The organism is Vogesella aquatica (assembly GCF_028548455.1).
Classification (GTDB): Bacteria; Pseudomonadota; Gammaproteobacteria; order Burkholderiales; family Chromobacteriaceae; genus Vogesella; species Vogesella aquatica.
In genome coordinates, this window is the sequence record NZ_JAQQLF010000005.1 from 54,118 (window position 1) to 70,068 (window position 15,951).

13 protein-coding genes are annotated in these 15,951 nt (G+C 68.1%); all 13 read left to right on the forward strand.

Annotated features, from left to right (window positions below; translation table 11 throughout):
• The first annotated feature begins 9 nt into the window (after positions 1-9).
• The 13 genes from hypB to PQU95_RS04500 all read left to right on the forward strand — a co-directional run bounded on the left by hypB (position 10) and on the right by PQU95_RS04500 (position 15,771).
• Positions 10-1,056: a hydrogenase nickel incorporation protein HypB gene (hypB, locus tag PQU95_RS04440; protein WP_272750875.1), complete on the forward strand. Its 1,047-nt coding sequence runs from the start codon at positions 10-12 to the stop codon at positions 1,054-1,056.
• A 3-nt stretch (positions 1,057-1,059) separates the two neighbouring features.
• Complete coding sequence (gene hypF, locus PQU95_RS04445; RefSeq protein ID WP_272750876.1) at positions 1,060-3,372, forward strand: carbamoyltransferase HypF; 2,313 nt, start codon at positions 1,060-1,062, stop codon at positions 3,370-3,372.
• A complete protein-coding gene (locus PQU95_RS04450; protein WP_147683734.1) occupies positions 3,351-3,587 on the forward strand; it encodes a HypC/HybG/HupF family hydrogenase formation chaperone in 237 nt (78 codons plus the stop codon). The genes hypF and PQU95_RS04450 overlap by 22 nt, the downstream gene beginning before the upstream one ends.
• Positions 3,584-4,708 (forward strand): hydrogenase formation protein HypD, encoded by a 1,125-nt coding sequence (gene hypD, locus PQU95_RS04455; RefSeq protein ID WP_272750877.1) that lies wholly within the window; start codon positions 3,584-3,586, stop codon positions 4,706-4,708. The genes PQU95_RS04450 and hypD overlap by 4 nt, the downstream gene beginning before the upstream one ends.
• Positions 4,705-5,742: a hydrogenase expression/formation protein HypE gene (gene hypE / locus PQU95_RS04460; RefSeq protein WP_272750878.1), complete on the forward strand. Its 1,038-nt coding sequence runs from the start codon at positions 4,705-4,707 to the stop codon at positions 5,740-5,742. The genes hypD and hypE overlap by 4 nt, the downstream gene beginning before the upstream one ends.
• Positions 5,743-5,781: 39 nt before the next feature.
• Entirely contained in the window at positions 5,782-7,218 is a 1,437-nt protein-coding gene (locus tag PQU95_RS04465; RefSeq protein WP_227304326.1) for a sigma-54-dependent transcriptional regulator, read from the forward strand.
• A 1-nt stretch (position 7,219) separates the two neighbouring features.
• Positions 7,220-8,212, forward strand: coding sequence for an NADH-quinone oxidoreductase subunit B family protein (locus tag PQU95_RS04470; protein ID WP_272750879.1), 993 nt, complete (start codon positions 7,220-7,222; stop codon positions 8,210-8,212).
• A complete protein-coding gene (locus PQU95_RS04475) occupies positions 8,209-9,654 on the forward strand; it encodes a nickel-dependent hydrogenase large subunit (RefSeq protein ID WP_272750880.1) in 1,446 nt (481 codons plus the stop codon). The genes PQU95_RS04470 and PQU95_RS04475 overlap by 4 nt, the downstream gene beginning before the upstream one ends.
• 8 nt (positions 9,655-9,662) lie before the next feature.
• Positions 9,663-10,991 carry a sensor histidine kinase gene (locus tag PQU95_RS04480; protein ID WP_272750881.1) on the forward strand — a complete coding sequence of 443 codons (1,329 nt, stop codon included), beginning with the start codon at positions 9,663-9,665 and terminating at the stop codon, positions 10,989-10,991.
• A 160-nt stretch (positions 10,992-11,151) separates the two neighbouring features.
• Positions 11,152-11,592, forward strand: coding sequence for a GNAT family N-acetyltransferase (locus tag PQU95_RS04485; RefSeq protein WP_272750882.1), 441 nt, complete (start codon positions 11,152-11,154; stop codon positions 11,590-11,592).
• Between the two features lie 309 nt (positions 11,593-11,901).
• Positions 11,902-12,480: a HupE/UreJ family protein gene (locus PQU95_RS04490; RefSeq protein ID WP_272750883.1), complete on the forward strand. Its 579-nt coding sequence runs from the start codon at positions 11,902-11,904 to the stop codon at positions 12,478-12,480.
• 391 nt (positions 12,481-12,871) lie between these two features.
• Positions 12,872-13,981 carry a hydrogenase small subunit gene (locus PQU95_RS04495; protein WP_272750884.1) on the forward strand — a complete coding sequence of 370 codons (1,110 nt, stop codon included), beginning with the start codon at positions 12,872-12,874 and terminating at the stop codon, positions 13,979-13,981.
• Positions 13,981-15,771: a nickel-dependent hydrogenase large subunit gene (locus PQU95_RS04500; protein ID WP_272750885.1), complete on the forward strand. Its 1,791-nt coding sequence runs from the start codon at positions 13,981-13,983 to the stop codon at positions 15,769-15,771. The genes PQU95_RS04495 and PQU95_RS04500 overlap by 1 nt, the downstream gene beginning before the upstream one ends.
• Positions 15,772-15,951 lie beyond the last annotated feature (180 nt).

The following is a 15,951-nucleotide window of genomic DNA, read 5'->3' on the forward strand; positions in this document are numbered from 1 at the left end:
ACCCCACCCATGTGTACCGTCTGTGGCTGCGCCGAAGGCAATGTCAGCATCGAGGGCCAGAAACCGGCCGTGAAATACCCGTACCGCCCGCGCCGCGCCGGCGGCCACGCGCATGGCCATCACCATCACCATCATCATGACCACGATCACAGCCACGCTCACCCGCACCAGCATGACCACCACCACGCGCCAGCCCAGCCGGTAGCGCAGGCAAGCGACGCCGCCGATAGCGCGCCGGTAACACTGGCCGACGGCAGCCACCACTACGGCCACGGCCCGGCGCACGCGCACGCACCGGGGCTGAGCCAGGCGCGCATGGTGAAGATCGAGCAGGACATCCTGGGCAAGAATAACCAGTACGCGGCGGTAAACCGCCGCCGCCTGGCCGAGCGCGGCATTTTTGCGCTGAACCTGGTATCCAGCCCCGGCTCCGGCAAGACCACGCTGCTGACCGAAACCGTGCAAAGGTTGGCCGCCTCCACCCCGCTGGCGGTAATCGAGGGCGACCAGCAAACCGCGCACGACGCCGAGCGCATCCGCGCCGCCGGCGCGCCGGCCATCCAGATCAACACCGGCAAGGGCTGCCACCTGGACGCGCACATGGTGGGCCAGGCGCTGGACGCGCTGGCGCTGCAGGACGACAGCCTGCTGCTGATCGAAAACGTCGGCAACCTGGTGTGCCCGGCGGCGTTCGACCTGGGCGAGGCGCACAAGGTCGCCATCCTGTCGGTCACCGAGGGCGAAGACAAACCGCTGAAGTACCCGGACATGTTCGCCGCCGCCAGTCTGATGGTACTCACCAAAACCGACCTGCTGCCGCACCTGGATTTCAACGTCGATGCCTGCATCGCCTACGCCCGCCGCGTCAACCCCGCCATCGAGGTGCTGCAGCTGAGCGCCCGCAATGGCGACGGCATGGACGCCTGGCTACAGTGGCTGGCCTACGGCCTGATCGAAGCGCGCGCCCAGCGTGCCGAACGGGAAGCACAGCTGGCGCAGTTGGCCGCACTCAAAGCCCAGGTCGCCGCGCTCGAAACGCAGCTGGCGCAGCGCTAAGGCATGGCGCTGCAACGCCGTTGCCTCACCGCCCGTGGCCGCGTGCAAGGCGTGGGCTTTCGCCCGCACGTGTGGCGCGTGGCCCAGGCGCTGGGCCTGGCCGGCCACGTGGCCAACCACGCCAGCGGGGTGGTGATCGAGGTGGAAGGCAGCGCGGCGCAGCTGGACGCCTTTGCCGTACAGCTGCTGGCCGGCCTGCCGCCGCAGGCGCAGGTGGATAGCCTCACCAGCCACGCGCTGCCGCCACAGGGCGAGCACGATTTCACCATTGCCGCCAGCGCAGGCAACACAGCACAGGTGCGGCTACCGGCCGACAGCGCGCCGTGCGACGCTTGCCTGGCCGAGCTGTGCCAGCCGGCTGGCCGCCACTGGCGCCACGCCTTCATCAACTGCACGCAGTGCGGCCCGCGCTACAGCGTCACCCGCGCCCTGCCCTACGACCGCAGCGCCACCACGCTGGCCGGCTTTGCGCTGTGCGCGGCCTGCAACGCCGACTACCAGCAGCCGGCCAGCCGCCGCTTTCACGCCGAGCCAACCTGCTGCCCGGCCTGCGGCCCGCAGCTGCACTACCTCGGCGCGGAGGGCACGCCGCAAGCTGGCGACCCGCTGGCACTGGCGCTGGCCACGCTGCAAGGCGGCGGCATCGTGGCAATAAAAAGCAGCGGCGGCTTTCATCTGGCCTGCGACGCGCGCAACGCTGGCGCCATTGCCCGCCTGCGCCAGCGCAAGCACCGCCCGGCCAAGCCCTTGGCGCTGATGGCGGCCAACCTGGCCAGCCTGCACGGCGTGGTGCAGCTGGATGCCGCTGCAGCCACGCTGCTGGCCAGCCCGGCGCGCCCCATCGTGCTGCTGCCACGCGGCGGCGCCCCCCTGCCGGACGCGCTGGCGCCGGGCCTGGCCGAGCTGGGCGTGCTGCTGCCGCCCACGCCGCTGCACCTGCTGCTGTGGCACGAGGCCGCCGGCCGCCCGGCCGGCACCGGCTGGCTGGATGACGCCCAAGCCATGCTGCTGGTGATGACCAGCGGCAACGCCAGCGGCGCGCCGGTGGCCATCGATAACGACGAAGCGCTCGCCGCACTGGCCGGCATTGCCGACGGCTTTTTGCTGCACGACCGCGCCATCCACGCCCGCAGCGACGACAGCGTGCTGCGCGTCGACGCACTGGGCCACGCCACGCTGCGCCGCAGCCGTGGCTACGTGCCGGACGTGCTGCCGCTGGCCGCCGACGGTGCCACCGTGCTGGCCACCGGCAGCTACCTGAAAAACGCCCCGGCGCTGCTGTACGGCAACGCGGCGCTGCCCGGCGCCCACGTCGGCGACCTGGCGCACCCGGCTGCCTGCGTGGCACTGGAGCACGCCATCGCCGCGTTGCAGCTGCACGCCGGCCACGCACCGCAAGCCATCGCCTGCGACAACGGCGAGCACTTTGCCAGCCAGCTGGCGGCGCAGTTGGCCGCGGCGGCCAACCTCCCGCTGCTACGCATTAGCCACCACCACGCCCACATCGGCGCCGTGTGCGCCGAACACCAGCTGCACGGCCCGGTGCTGGGCCTGGCGCTGGACGGCCACGGCGTCGGCGACGACGGCGGCGCCTGGGGCGGCGAGCTGCTACGGGTAGACGGCGCGCACAGCCAGCGCATCGGCCACCTGGCGCCGCTGGCGCTGCCCGGCGGCGACACCGCCGCACGCGAACCGTGGCGCGTGGCCGCCGCCTGGCTGCTGCAACACGGTTTGGCGAGCGAGGCAGAACGCCGCTTTGGCCACCAGCCGGCGTGGCCGCTGCTACAGCAACAGCTGGCACGCGGCATCAACACGCCGTACAGCAGCAGCATGGGCCGCTATTTCGACCTGGTCGCCGCACTGGCCGGCGTGTGCCTGCAGCAAGGCTACGAAGGCGAAGCGCCACAACGGCTGCAAGCGCTGGCGCAGCCCTGCGCGCCGCTGGCCGAGGCCTGGCATATCGATGCGGCCAACGTGTTGCAGCTGGCGCCGCTGCTACGGCAGCTGCTGGCCCGGCCCGACGCCGCCACCATCGCCAGCCTGTGGCACGCCACGCTGGCGGCGGCGCTTGCCAGCTGGGTACTGGCTGCCGCGCAACAATACTCGATCGGCACGGTGGCACTGGGCGGCGGCTGTTTTGCCAACCGCACCTTGCTGGCCGCGCTGCTACCGCGATTACAACAGGCCGGACTGGCCGTGTACCACCCGCAGGCCTTGCCGGCCGGCGACGGCGGTCTGGCCGTGGGCCAGGCCTGGGTAGCACGGCAGATACTGGCCAACAAGGAGACTGACCCATGTGCCTGGCCATGCCGGTGAAAGTAACGGAGCTACTGGCGGGCGATAACGCCCGTGTCGAGGTGGACGGCGTGATGCGCGACGTATCCATCGCCCTGGTACCGGGCGTGCAGCCCGGCGATTACGTGATCCTGCACGTGGGTTACGCCATCGGCCGGCTGGACGCCGCCGAAGCCGAAAAAACGCTGGCGCTGATGCACGAGCTGGCCGCCTTGCCGCAGGGGGAGCAGCCATGAAATACGTAGACGAATTCCGCCGCGGCGACGTGGCGCGCGGCCTGGCCGCCCGCATTGCCGAGGCGGTACAGCCCGGCCGCCACTACCGGCTGATGGAGTTTTGCGGCGGCCACACCCACGCCATTGCCCGCTACGGCCTGACCGGCCTGCTGCCGGCGGCGGTGCAGCTGATCCACGGCCCCGGCTGCCCGGTGTGCGTGCTGCCGATCGGCCGTATCGATTCCGCCATCGAGCTGGCGCTGCAGCACGGCGCCATCGTCTGTAGCTACGGCGACTGCCTGCGGGTGCCGGCCAGTAACAAGCTCAGCCTGTACAAGGCGCGGGCGCTGGGCGGCGACGTGCGCATGGTGTACTCCACCGCCGACGCGCTGCAGATCGCGCGCGACAACCCGGCGCGGCAGGTGGTGTTCTTTGCCATCGGCTTTGAAACCACCACCCCGCCCACCGCGCTGGCGCTGAAAGCCGCCCGCGCCGAAGGGCTGCGCAACTTCAGCGTGTTCTGCAACCACGTGCTGACCCCGCCTGCCATGCAGCACCTGCTGGCCGCCGGCGACGCGGTGCAGCTGGACGGCTTCATCGGCCCCTCGCACGTCAGCACCGTGATCGGCAGCGCGCCGTACCAGGCGGTGGCCGACGCCTACGCCAAGCCGGTGGTGATTGCCGGTTTCGAGCCGCTGGACGTGCTGCAATCGGTGCTGATGCTGGTGGAACGCATCAACCGTGGCGAGGCAGGCGTGGCCACCCAGTTCACCCGCGCCGTCACCACCGACGGCAACGCCACCGCCCGCGCCGTGGTGGCCGAAACGCTGGTGCTGCGGCCAACCTTTGAATGGCGCGGCCTGGGCCAGGTGCCGCAGTCGGCGCTGGCCATCCACCCCGACTACGCCGACTTCGACGCCGAGCTGCGCTTCGGCCTGCCCTACCGCCACGTGCCGGACCACCGCGCCTGCGAGTGCGCCGCCATCCTGCGCGGGCAAAAACAGCCGCAGGACTGCAAGGTGTTCGGCATTGTCTGCACCCCCGACAACCCGCTGGGTTCGTGCATGGTGTCCAGCGAAGGCGCCTGCGCCGCCCACTACCACTACGGCCGCTTTACCGCGCCGCAGGAGCAACCGGCATGAGCCACCCCACCCGCAAGCTGGACATCACCCACGGCCGCATCGACATGACCCACGGCAGCGGCGGCCGCGCCATGGCGCAGCTGGTAGACGAGCTGTTCGCCCCGGCCTTTCGCAACGACTACCTGGCGCAGGGTAACGACCAGGCCATCTTGCCGCCGCCCGGCGGCCGCCTGGCCATCGCCACCGACAGCCACGTGATCTCGCCGCTATTCTTCCCCGGCGGCGACATCGGTAGCCTCTCGGTGCACGGCACGGTGAACGACCTGGCCATGGGCGGCGCCACGCCGCTGTACCTGAGCGCCGGCTTTATTCTGGAAGAAGGCCTGCCGCTGGCCGACCTCAAGCGTATCGTGGACAGCATGGCCGCCGCCGCCCGCGACGCCGGCGTGCGCATTGTGACCGGCGACACCAAAGTGGTGGAACGCGGCCACGGCGACGGCGTGTACATCAGCACCACCGGCATTGGCGTGGTGGCCGACGGCGTACAGCTGTGCGGCAGCCAGGCGCAGCCGGGCGATGCGATTCTGGTATCCGGCACGCTGGGCGAGCACGGCATGGCGGTGATGAGCCAGCGCGAAAACCTGGGCTTTGCCAGCCCCATCGTGTCCGACAGCGCCGCGCTGCACACGCTGGCGGCGGCGCTGATGGCAGCCAGCCCCGGCCTGCGCCTGATGCGCGACCCCACCCGTGGCGGCCTGGCCACCACGCTGAACGAGATCGCCCGCCAGTCCGGCGTGGGCATGCAACTGCAGGAAGACGCGATACCGCTGCAGCCGGCGGTGCGCGCCGCCTGCGAGTTCCTGGGCCTGGACCCGCTGTACGTGGCCAACGAGGGCAAGCTGATTGCCGTCTGCCCCGCCGCCGAAGCCGACGCTGCGTTGGCCGCGCTGCGGGCGCACCCGCTGGGCCGCCATGCGGCCAACATCGGTCAGGTGGTGGCCGACCCGCACCACTTCGTGCGTGTGCGCACGCCGTTTGGCGGCGAGCGCCTGCTGGACTGGCTGGCCGGCGAGATGCTGCCGCGCATTTGCTAAGCCCCGTTACAATACGCCCATGCCCCTGAAAGACACGCCATGAGCCCCCAAGCTACCGTTTTGCTGGTGGACGATGAAATCCGCTCGCTGGAAGCGCTGCAACGCACGCTGGAAGACGACTTCACGCTGTTTACCGCCAGCAGTGCCGACGAGGCACTGGCCATCCTGGAAAGCGAATTCATCCAGGTGATCGTTACCGACCAGCGCATGCCGGACATGACCGGCGTGGCGCTGCTGCGCCGCGTGCGCGAGCGCCACCCGCAGGTGGTGCGCATCATCCTGTCCGGCTACACCGACAACGCCGACATCATCGCCGCCGTCAACGAAGCCGGCATCTACCAGTACCTGCTGAAGCCCTGGCACCCGGAAAGCCTGCTGCTGACCGTACAGGGCGCCGCCGAGCTGTTCCGCCTGCAGCAGGACAACGAACTATTGAACGTGGAGCTGAAAACCTCGGCCCCGTGGCTGCAAGGCCGGGTGGACGGCAAGCGCCGCGAGCTGAAGGCCCGTAACGCCATGGCCAACATCACCCGCGCCGCCGGCAGCCCGCTGGACAAAGTGTGCGAGCTTTTGGAGCGCGTAGCCGGCTTCGACATTGCGGTGCTGATCGAGGGCGAATCCGGCGTGGGCAAAGAGCTGCTGGCACGCGCGCTGCACTACGCCAGCCACCGCCGCGACCGCCCCTTTGTGGTGGAAAACTGCGCCGCCATGCCGGAGCAGCTGCTGGAAAGCGAGCTGTTCGGCCACAAGCGCGGCGCCTTTACCGGCGCCTATCAAGACCACATCGGCCTGTTCCAGCAGGCCGACGGCGGCACCATCTTTCTGGATGAAATCGGCGAAACCTCGCCCGCCTTCCAGGCCAAGCTGCTGCGTGTGCTGCAGGAAGGCGAAATCCGCCCGGTGGGCAGCCCGCGCCCGCTGAAGGTGGACGTGCGCGTGGTGTCGGCCACCAACCGCAAGCTGGCCGAGCTGGTGCGCGAGGGGCGCTTTCGCGAAGACCTGTACTACCGGCTGTCGGCGTTTGCCGTCACCGTGCCGCCGCTGCGCGAACGGCCGGCCGATATTCCGCTGATTGCCGAAAAGCTGCTGGACGACGCGCGCCGCCACTACCAGCGCCCCGGCCTGACGCTGCTGGCCGACGCGCAGGACGCGCTGCGGCTGTACCGCTGGCCAGGCAATGTGCGCCAGCTGCGCAACGAGCTGAACCGCATGCTGGTGCTGGCCGATGGTGACGCGCTGGGCGCCGAGCTGCTGTCGCCCGAGGTGCTGCAAGCCGCAGCCGAGGAACAGGTGGCCGAGCTGGCGTTCCTGGCCGGCATCGAGGGCGACCTCAAAACGCGGCTGGAAGCGCTGGAAAAGCGCATCCTGAAAGAAACCCTCACCCGCCAGCGCTGGAACAAAACCCGCGCCGCCGAAGAACTGGGCCTGTCGCGGGTAGGCCTGCGCAGCAAGCTGACGCGCTACGGGCTGGAATGACATGACGAGCAAAACGCTGGTCTGGCTGCAAAGCGGCGGCTGCGGCGGCTGTACGCTGTCGGCGCTGTGCGCGGAAAGCCCCGACTTCTTTACCGCGCTGGCCGACAGCGGCATCCGCCTGGCTTATCACCCGTCGCTGACCGAAGCCAGCGGCGACGAGGTGGCGCCGCTGCTGGCCGGGTTGGCCGCAGACGGCATCGACATCCTGTGCCTGGAAGGCTCGGTGATGCTGGGGGCAGACGGGCGCTTCCACATCAGCGGTAGCGAACACCAGCCCTACTACCAGCAGATCGCCGCGCTGGCCGCCCGCGCCCGCTACGTGGTGGCAGTGGGCACCTGCGCCGCTTACGGCGGCATTACCGCCGCCGGTGATAACCTCACCGGCGCCACCGGCCTGGCGTGGCAGGGCAACCAGCCCGGCGGCCTGCTGGGTAGCGGCTTTGCCGGCAGCAGCGGCTTGCCGGTGGTGAACATCAGCGGCTGCCCCACCCACCCCGGCTGGGTGCTGGAAACGCTGGCGCTGCTGGCCGCCGACGCGCTGGCCGCCAGCGACCTGGACCCGCTGGGCCGGCCGCGCTTTTACGCCGACAAGCTGGTGCACCACGGCTGCGACAAGAACGAGTTTTACGAATTCAAGGCCAGCGCCGAGGCGCCCGGCCAGCAAGGCTGTCTGATGGAGTTTGTCGGCTGCAAGGGCACGCAGGCGCACGCCGACTGCAATATCCGGCCGTGGAACGGCGAAGGCTCCTGCCTGACCGGCGGCTACCCGTGCATCAACTGCACCGCGCCCGACTTTGCCGACCCCGGCCACGCATTTTTCGACACACCCAAGATTGCCGGCTTCCCGGTGGGCCTGCCCACCGACATGCCCAAGGCCTGGTTCGTGGCGCTGTCCACGCTGTCCAAGTCGGCCACGCCCACACGGGTGAAGGTTAACGCCACGCAGGATCGCATCACCATGCCACCGTCGCTCCCCAAAAAGAACACCCCATGACACGACGCATACTGGGCCCGCTGGGCCGTGTGGAAGGCGACCTCACCCTGACGCTGGAACTGCAAGACGGCAAAGTAGCCGCCGCCGAAGCCACCAGCGGCCTGTTTCGCGGCTTCGAACGCATTCTGGTAGGCCGCCAGGCCATGGACGCGCTGGCCATCGTGCCGCGCATCTGCGGCATCTGCTCGGTGTCGCAGTCGGTAGCCGCCGCGCGCGCGCTGGCGCAGCTGTACAACGTGACGCCGCCGGCCAACGGCGAACGCGTCACCAACCTGATCCACGCCGTGGAAAACGTGGCCGACCACCTGTCGCACTTCTACCTGTTTTTCATGCCGGACTTCGCCCGCGACGCCTACGCCGGCCACGGCTGGCACGCCGACATCCGCGCCCGTTTCAAGGCCGTAGAAGGCAGCGCCCACGCGCCGATGTTGGCCGCACGCGCCACGCTGATGCGCTTCATGGGCACGCTGGCCGGGCACTGGCCGCACACCATGGTGATCCAGCCCGGCGGCGTCAGCCGCACCGTCAGCGCTGCCGAACGCGTGCGGCTGGGGCAATGGCTGGCCGCTTTCCGCCGCTTCCTGGAACAGCACACCTACGGCGTGCCGCTGCCCGAGGTGGCCGCCTGGGACAGCCCGGCGGCGCTGGCCGACTACGCGGGCCGCCAGCCGCAGGCCGACCTGGCGCGCTTTCTGCAGCTGGCCGATAGCCTGAATCTGGCCGCACTGGGGCGCTGCGACGCGCCGCTGATTGCCGGCCCGTCCTATCTGGAAGGCGAAGGCAGCAATGCCTGGTCGCCGGCCGGCGTATGGCTGCAAGGCAAAACCGACGTACTGGATACCGCGCAGATCCGCGAGCACAGCCGCCACGCCTGGCTGGTGGACTACGGCCCCACCCACCCGTTTGACGACGACACGCTGCCGGTGCCGGACAAAACCGACGCCTACAGCTGGAGCAAGGCACCGCGCCTGGCCGGCCAGCCAGCACAAACCGGCGCCATCGCCCGCGCCCTGCTGCGCCGCGACCGGCTGACCACCACGCTGGTGCAGGCGCAAGGCAGCAGCGTGTACACCCGCGTGCTGGCACGGGTACGCGAAATGGCGCTGCTGGTGCTGCAGATGCAGGCGTGGCTGGCCGGCATCGAGCTGGGCGCGCCGTTCCAGACCGCCCTGCCGGCGCACCCGCTGTATGCGCGCGGCGAAGGCCTGACCGAAGCGGCGCGCGGCATGCTGGGCCACTGGGTGACGCTGGACGGCAGCCGCATCCAGCGCTACCAGATCATTGCGCCCACCACCTGGAACTTCTCGCCACGCGACAGCGACGGCCAGCCCGGCCCGCTGGAAGCCGCCCTGCTGGGCACCGTGGCCGACGACGCGCAGGCGCTGGCAGTGCAGCACATCGTGCGCAGCTTCGACCCGTGCCAGGTGTGCACGGTGCAGTAGAGGACCCCATGCCCGACAAACTCAGTAGCAGCGCCGAAGCCACCCGCCTGGGCGGCGAGCTGGCCGAAGAAGCCTGGATAGACGTGATACGCCGCATGGACCAGGTGTACACCGAGCTGGTGCAATCGCAGGAAACGCTGGAAGCCAAGCACCGCGAGCTGGCCGACGCGCACCGTTTTACCGAAGGCGTGCTGGAGGCGATGACCGACGTGATGGTGGTGTGCGACACGCTGGGCCAGGTACGGCAGGTGAACCGCGCCATGGTGTCGCTCACCGGGCTGAGCGAAAACCTGCTCACCGCCTGCAAACTCACCGACCTGGTGCCGGGCGAGGCCGAGCGCGAGCTGCTGCTGCACAGGTTGGCCGCAGGTAATGCCGAGGGTAGCGATATCGAAATTGCGCTGATCGCCCACAACGGCGAATCGATACCGGTCACCTGGAATGTTAGCGCGCTGTACGACGGCGAACGGCGCTACAGCGGCTTTGTGGCCGTGGGCCGCCCGGTGGGCGAGCTCAAACGAGCCTACGCCGAGCTGAAACAGGCGCACGAGGCGCTGAAGGCGGCGCAGGCGCAGCTGGTGCAAGCCGAGAAAATGGCGTCGCTGGGGCGGCTGGTGGCCGGCGTGGCGCACGAGCTGAACAACCCGATCAGCTTCATCGTGGGCAACACCCACGCCATGCAGCGCTACGCTGGCAAGCTGCAGCAGTACCTGGCCGCCGTGCACGCGGCCAACCCCGACGCCGCCGCGCTGCGCCAGCAGCTGAAGATAGACCGCCTGCTGGCCGACCTGCCGTCGCTGCTGGACGGGCTGATGGAAGGTGCGCAGCGCAGCAGCGCGATTGTGGACGCACTGAAGCGCTTTTCTGCCATCGAAACCGACACCCGCCAGCGCGTGAACCTGGCCGAAGCGGTGCAGCGTGCGCTGCACTGGGTGGGCCAGGCGGCGCCGCACCGCGTCAACGTGCACTGCCACGGGCTGGACGACGCACAGTGGGTCACCGGCTCGGCCAACCAGCTGCAGCAGGTGCTGGTGAACCTGATCCAGAACGCCTACGACGCGGTAGAAACGCAAGCCGCCCCGGCGCTGACGCTGACACTGGCCTGCGGGCACGGCCGGGTGGCGCTGAGCGTGGCCGACAACGGCCCCGGCATTGCCGCGGCCAACCTGGCGCGCATCTTCGACCCGTTCTTTACCACCAAGCCGGTGGGCAAAGGCACCGGCCTGGGCTTGTCGATCAGCTATGGCATTGTGGAGCAGCACGGCGGCACGCTGTCTGCGGCCAACCTGCCAGAAGGCGGTGCCTGCTTTACGCTGACGCTGCCGCAAGCCAGCTGACACGGCTGCGCGTCAAACAAAAAGAAAGCCCGCCGTAGCGGGCAGGCCGTGGCAAGGAGAGCGGCACCGGGGCCGCGCGCAGCATGGCGGCGCGGAATGGCATCCAGATAACGGTTAGTATGGCCGTACCGCCACTGCGGCCAACCTTGGTGCCACTAGCATGCCCACGCCCCTCAGCTTCCCGCCCGCCAGCAATGACGACCTGAGCACCATCGACAGCCTTGTCCGCAACGCGATGGCCGGGCACTACCAGCGCCACCAGCTGGCCTGGGACAGTGCCGCCTTCCGGCTGCGCGCCGCCGACACCCGCTTCCACTGGCTGCAGCTGGGCAATGCCCGCGTCGGCATCATCGGCTACCGGCTGGAAGCCAGCGCCGTCTATCTGGCCGAGCTGCATCTGCTGCCCGCGTGGCAAGGCCGCGGCCTGGGCGCACAGGCGCTGGCCTGGCTGCGGCAGCAAGCCGCCGGGCACGGCGAGCTGCGGCTGCGTACCTTCCACGATAGCCGGGCGGTGGCTTTCTATGTGCGCGAGGGGTTTGAGGTGGTACGCCAGGACGGCGTGTTGCTGGGGCTAAGCTGCCCGCTGCCGCCGCTGGCGTAACAAAAGAAAACGGCCTGCATGGCAGGCCGCACAAGGCAGAAACGCATCGGGACAAAAGCTGAGAAACGGCTGCCACGGTAACGCCATGGCGTGACAGCGCGATGACACCCGGCCAGCAAAGCTGGCTGCCAGCCGGCCGGCCATAGTGCAAAGCTGCTTGCCAGACACTGTAACCGCCCCCGTTACAGTGCCTGGACAGATCATTAGATATCAAGTACTTGGCAACAAAAACGGCAAGCTGGCATGTTTCCTGCAAGCTAGCGGCTTCAACCGCTGCGTGCGGCACAAGACAACTTACCGGAGACACCGATGACCCCGACCCGCAGCTTGCTGGCTGGCGCGCTCAGCCTGGCCGCCCTGCCCGCGCTGGCCCACACCGGCCACAACGATACATTTAACCTGCTGTCCGGCATGGCCCACCCGGTAGGCGGGCTGGACCATCTGCTGGCCATGGTGGCCGTCGGCCTGTGGGCCGCAGCCCACCAGGGCAAGGTACGCCTGGCGGCGCCGGCAACTTTTGTGCTGGCCATGCTGGGCGGCTGCCTGCTGGGCGCGGCCGGTATCAACCTGCCTGCGGTAGAGCCGGGCATTGCCTTGTCGGTACTGGTGCTGGGCCTGATGGTGGCCGCCGGCAGCCGCGTGCCGGCCAGTATCGGCCTGCCGCTGATTGCCGCCTTTGCCCTGGTACACGGCCACGCCCACGGTGCCGAAGCACCGGCCGGCAGCCTGGCCGGCTATATGGCCGGTTTCGTGCTGGCGACCGCCGCACTACACGCTGGCGGCCTGGTGGCTGGCCACACCCTGCTGGCCCGTGCCAGCCTGTGGGTTCGCGCTACCGGCGCCGCCATTGCCGCCAGCGGTGCCTGGCTGCTGGCGTCCAGCCTGTAATTCTGTTGCCGGCCGGGCTTGAAAACGGCCGGCGCATGCCTATCTAGCCAAGGCTGGTTGTACCCCGCGCGCAGCGCCTGCCCGACGGGCGCTGCACGAGTGGTATTGCCGCTCACACTCCTCCATCCAAACCTGGTTGTTATGCATGACAACAGCCGGGCAGGCCGCCCCCCGCGCCTGCCCGGTATTTTTTTGCCCGCCCCGCCGCACAGCGGGCAGCCAGTTGGCCGCACCCACTGCAAAGCCGCTTACCACCCCGCTGCAACGCCACCAACAAAACCAAACAAAAACAGTCACTTGCACACACCAGCAAGCTGGCACGCTTCTTGTAACAGGCTGCCACCCATGTTGTAACCACCCCCCTATAAAACAGAATAAGGCAGAGACCACGATGGAGACTTTCTACCAGGCCATGCGGCGCCAGGGTGTTACCCGCCGCAGCTTTCTGAAGTTCTGCAGCCTCACCGCCACCTCGATGGGCCTGGGCTCGGCTTTTGTGCCGCGCATTGCCCAGGCACTGGAAACCAAGCCACGCACGCCGGTGATCTGGCTGCACGGGCTGGAATGCACCTGTTGCACCGAATCGTTTATCCGTTCGGCGCACCCGCTGGCCAAAGACGCCATCCTGTCGCTGATCTCGCTGGACTACGACGACACCATCATGGCTGCCGCCGGCCACCAGGCCGAAGCCATCCTGGAAGAGATCATGGAAAAGCACAAAGGCGAGTACATCGTGGCCATCGAGGGCAACCCGCCGCTGAACGAGGACGGCATGTTCTGCTTCCCCGGCGGCGAGCCCTTCGTGGAAAAACTCAAGCGCGTATCGGCCAATGCCAAGGCGCTGATCGCCTGGGGTTCCTGTGCCAGCTGGGGCTGCGTGCAAGCGGCCAAGCCCAACCCCACCCGCGCCACGCCGGTACACCAGGTGATTCTGGACAAGCCCATCATCAAGGTGCCGGGCTGCCCGCCCATCCCCGAAGTAATGGCCGCCGTCATCACCTACATGGTGACCTTCGACCGCATTCCGGAGCTGGACCGCCAGGGCCGCCCCAAGATGTTCTACGGCCAGCGCATTCACGACAAATGCTACCGCCGCCCGCACTTCGACGCCGGCCAGTTCGTGGAAAGCTGGGACGACGAAGGCGCGCGCAAGGGCTACTGCCTGTACAAGGTGGGCTGCAAAGGCCCCACCACCTACAACGCCTGCTCCACCGTGCGCTGGAACGGCGGCGTGAGCTGGCCGGTACAAAGCGGCCACGGCTGTATCGGCTGCTCGGAAGACGGCTTCTGGGACAAGGGCTCGTTCTACGACCGCGTCACCAGCATTCCGCAGTTCGGCATCGAGGCCAACGCCGACCAGATCGGCATGACGGTAGCCGGCGGCGTGGGGGCGGCCATTGCCGCCCACGCGGCGGTGAGCGCCATCAAGAGCACGGTGCTGAAAAAGCAGGACCTGAAGCCGCTTGACGACACCCAGAACAAGAACAAGGAGAACGTGTAATGGCCTACCAGACCCAAGGCTTTACCCTGGACAACAGCGGCCGCCGCGTGGTGGTAGACCCGGTAACGCGCATCGAAGGCCACCTGCGCTGCGAAGTGAACCTGGACAGCAACAACGTGATTACCAACGCGGTATCCACCGGCACCATGTGGCGCGGGCTGGAGGTGATCCTGAAAGGCCGCGACCCGCGCGACGCCTGGGCGTTTGTAGAGCGCATCTGCGGCGTGTGCACCGGCACCCACGCGCTGACCTCGGTACGCGCGGTAGAAGACGCGCTGAAGATCAATATCCCGGCCAACGCCAACCTGATCCGCAACCTGATGCAGGCCGCGCTGTACGTGCACGACCACCTGGTGCACTACTACCATCTGCACGCGCTGGACTGGGTAGACGTGGTATCGGCGCTGAAAGCCGACCCCAAGAAAACCAGCGAGCTGGCACAAAGCATCTCCAGTTGGCCGCTGTCCAGCCCCGGTTACTTCCGCGACCTGCAGTCGCGGCTGAAGCGCTTTGTGGAAAGCGGCCAGCTAGGCCCGTTCCGCAACGGCTACTGGGGCCACCCGGCGATGAAACTGCCGCCAGAAGCCAACCTGATGGCGGTGGCGCACTACCTGGAAGCGCTGGATTTCCAGAAAGAAATCGTCAAGATCCACACCATCTTCGGCGGCAAGAACCCGCACCCGAACTGGCTGGTAGGCGGCATGCCGTGCGCCATCAACGTGGACGACACCGGCGCGGTGGGTGCCATCAATATGGAACGCCTGAACCTGGTGAAACAGGTGATCGACCGCACCATCGAGTTCTGCGAGCAGGTGTACGTGCCGGACGTGATCGCCATTGCCGGCTTCTACCCGGAGTGGTTCAAGATCGGCGGCGGCCTGGCCAGCCAGAGCGTGCTGTCGTACGGCGACTTCCCCGACAAGGCCAACGACTACAGTGCGGCCAACCTGCTGCTGCCGCGCGGCGCCATCATCAATGGCAAGTTCAGCGACATCCACCCGGTAGACCTGTACGCGCCGGACGAAATCCAGGAATTCGTTACCCACAGCTGGTACAGCTACGGCGACGACAAGAAAGGCCTGCACCCGTTTGATGGCATCACCGAGCCAAAATTCGAGCTGGGGCCGAACCACAAAGGCACCAAGACGCGCATCGAGTCGCTGGATGAGTCGGCCAAGTACTCGTGGATCAAGTCGCCGCGCTGGAAAGGCCACGCCATGGAGGTAGGCCCGCTGGCGCGCTACCTGATTGGCTACCACCAGAACAAGCCGGAGTTCAAAGAGCCGGTAGACGCGCTACTCAAGCACTTCAACGCGCCGCTGGAGGTGATGTTCTCCACCAACGGCCGCACCGCTGCGCGCGCGCTGGAATCGGTGTGGGCGGCACGCCAGATGGCCAGCTTCTACGACCAGCTGATCGCCAATATCAAGAACGGCGACACCGCTACCGCCAACGTCGAGAAATGGGACCCGTCCACCTGGCCGGCGTCGGTAAAAGGCGTGGGCTTTACCGAGGCGCCACGCGGCGCGCTGGGCCACTGGCTGAAGATTGAAAACACCAAGATCGACAGCTACCAGTGCGTGGTACCCACCACCTGGAACGCCGGCCCGCGCGACGACAAGGGCCAGATCGGCGCTTACGAAGCCTCGCTGATGGGCACCAAGATGGCGGTGCCAGACCAGCCGCTGGAGATCCTGCGCACGCTGCACAGCTTCGACCCCTGCCTGGCCTGCTCTACCCACGTTATCGGCGATGACGGCGGCGAGCTGGTGAAAGTACAGGTGCGCTAAACGCATCGGGTTGGCCGCATGCGGCCAACCTTTGGTCCCCAGACCCGGCTGCCGCCACCGCACACCCCGGCGGCAGCCGGATCGCCGGAATGGCCCGCGGCGGGGGCTGCAATCCCCTGCTGCGGCGCTGCCGGTTTATTCAGAGCAGATGCTACGGCCCCGCTGCACAAGCGAGTAGCG

Coding starts and splice junctions, on each gene's coding strand:
- PQU95_RS04495 (WP_272750884.1), top strand. CDS start 12,872: ATGGAGACTTTCTACCAGGCCATGCGGCGCCAGGGTGTTACCCGCCGC.
- PQU95_RS04470 (WP_272750879.1), top strand. CDS start 7,220: ATGACGAGCAAAACGCTGGTCTGGCTGCAAAGCGGCGGCTGCGGCGGC.
- hypD (WP_272750877.1), top strand. CDS start 3,584: ATGAAATACGTAGACGAATTCCGCCGCGGCGACGTGGCGCGCGGCCTG.
- PQU95_RS04450 (WP_147683734.1), top strand. CDS start 3,351: ATGTGCCTGGCCATGCCGGTGAAAGTAACGGAGCTACTGGCGGGCGAT.
- PQU95_RS04480 (WP_272750881.1), top strand. CDS start 9,663: ATGCCCGACAAACTCAGTAGCAGCGCCGAAGCCACCCGCCTGGGCGGC.
- PQU95_RS04490 (WP_272750883.1), top strand. CDS start 11,902: ATGACCCCGACCCGCAGCTTGCTGGCTGGCGCGCTCAGCCTGGCCGCC.
- PQU95_RS04475 (WP_272750880.1), top strand. CDS start 8,209: ATGACACGACGCATACTGGGCCCGCTGGGCCGTGTGGAAGGCGACCTC.
- PQU95_RS04485 (WP_272750882.1), top strand. CDS start 11,152: ATGCCCACGCCCCTCAGCTTCCCGCCCGCCAGCAATGACGACCTGAGC.
- hypB (WP_272750875.1), top strand. CDS start 10: ATGTGTACCGTCTGTGGCTGCGCCGAAGGCAATGTCAGCATCGAGGGC.
- hypF (WP_272750876.1), top strand. CDS start 1,060: ATGGCGCTGCAACGCCGTTGCCTCACCGCCCGTGGCCGCGTGCAAGGC.
- hypE (WP_272750878.1), top strand. CDS start 4,705: ATGAGCCACCCCACCCGCAAGCTGGACATCACCCACGGCCGCATCGAC.
- PQU95_RS04500 (WP_272750885.1), top strand. CDS start 13,981: ATGGCCTACCAGACCCAAGGCTTTACCCTGGACAACAGCGGCCGCCGC.
- PQU95_RS04465 (WP_227304326.1), top strand. CDS start 5,782: ATGAGCCCCCAAGCTACCGTTTTGCTGGTGGACGATGAAATCCGCTCG.